Here is a 1098-nt window from a genome sequence, read left to right as displayed (position 1 = left end):
GTCGTGCGCTCCGCGGCGTGCACGCCCTGCAGGTCCCGGTCCGGTACGGGGCGGTGCCGGTGGTGACGGCGGGGTTCGTGCGGCGCGCCCATCGTCACGGCCTGCACGTCCACGTCTGGACCATTAATGACGTGCCCGAAATGCACCGGCTGCTGGACCTGGGCGTCGACGGGATCGTCACCGACCGCGCCGACCTGCTCAAGGCGGTCCTGCAGGAGCGCGGACAATGGGCGCCGTAGTCAGCGCCGCCGGCGTGACCGCGGGGGTCTGATGACGGACGGGCTCCGCGTCTTCAAGGCCGGATTCAGCTGCTGAGTTCCACCATCAGGGCAGGCAACTCGTCGCAGAGTTCACGCGCCAGATAGCCGAGGCCTCCCAGCCGGCTGGCGAGCCGGTCCCCGGCTGCCGCGTGCAGGTGCGAGCCCCAGCAGGTGGCTTGCGTATCGGTGGTGCCCCGTGCCCGCAGGCCAGCGATGGCACCGGCCAGGACGTCGCCACTGCCGGAGGTGCCCAGACCGCTGTGGCCGGTGGTGATTGTCCAGAGGTCCCCGCCGGGCTCCGCAATCACCCCCTGGCAACTCACCACAGCCTGGTAGGTTTCGGCCATCTTCTGCGCGTCCCGTTGCAGATCCTTTAGGTCCCGGCCCAGCAGGATGCCGCCTTCGGTGGCGTTCGGCGTCAGGATCAGCCGGCCGGCCCAAGGCGTCAACTCGTCGGCCAGGTCGGGCAGGCAACCCAAGGCGTAGGCATCGAGGATGATCGCAGGTCCCCGCGGGCTGGCGCTCCGGCCGGACGACAGCAGCCCGCGCAGCAGAGCGAGAGTCTCGTCCTTGTCGTCCAGGCCCGGCCCCACCAGGATGGCATCGGCCGCACCGACCTCGTCGGTCAGTAGCGCCGCCGCGGAGCCTTTGACCGATCCATGCGCTGTTTCCGGCAGCCCCACGACCCCGGACTCCGGAAAGCCGACGGCCAGCTGTACCGCGGTCGATTCCGCCACCGCCAGGGTCAGCCTCCCGGCACCCGAGCGCAGCGCAGCGACGCCGGCGAGCAGGGCCGCACCCGGCGTCTTGCGCGCGCCGCCGACCACCAACACCGAGC

Annotated in this window: 2 protein-coding genes; one reads left to right on the top strand and one right to left on the bottom strand. The window is 71.2% G+C overall.

The genetic code is table 11. From position 1 onward, the window contains the following. The coding region (locus AB4Y86_RS19450; protein ID WP_441403753.1) for a glycerophosphodiester phosphodiesterase family protein at positions 1-239 on the top strand (239 nt) is incomplete at its 5' end. Positions 240-304: 65 nt separating this feature from the next. Here AB4Y86_RS19450 and AB4Y86_RS19445 read toward each other — a convergent pair. Beyond that, a partial coding sequence (locus tag AB4Y86_RS19445) for an NAD(P)H-hydrate dehydratase (RefSeq protein ID WP_441403752.1) occupies positions 305-1098 on the bottom strand: 794 nt, incomplete at its 5' end.

Origin of the sequence: Arthrobacter sp. 2YAF22_2 (assembly GCF_052114645.1) — a bacterium.
In the GTDB taxonomy this organism is placed as follows: Bacteria; Actinomycetota; Actinomycetes; order Actinomycetales; family Micrococcaceae; genus Arthrobacter.
The sequence above is the reverse complement of the archived record's forward strand: the minus strand, read 5'-3'. Positions and strand labels throughout refer to the sequence as shown.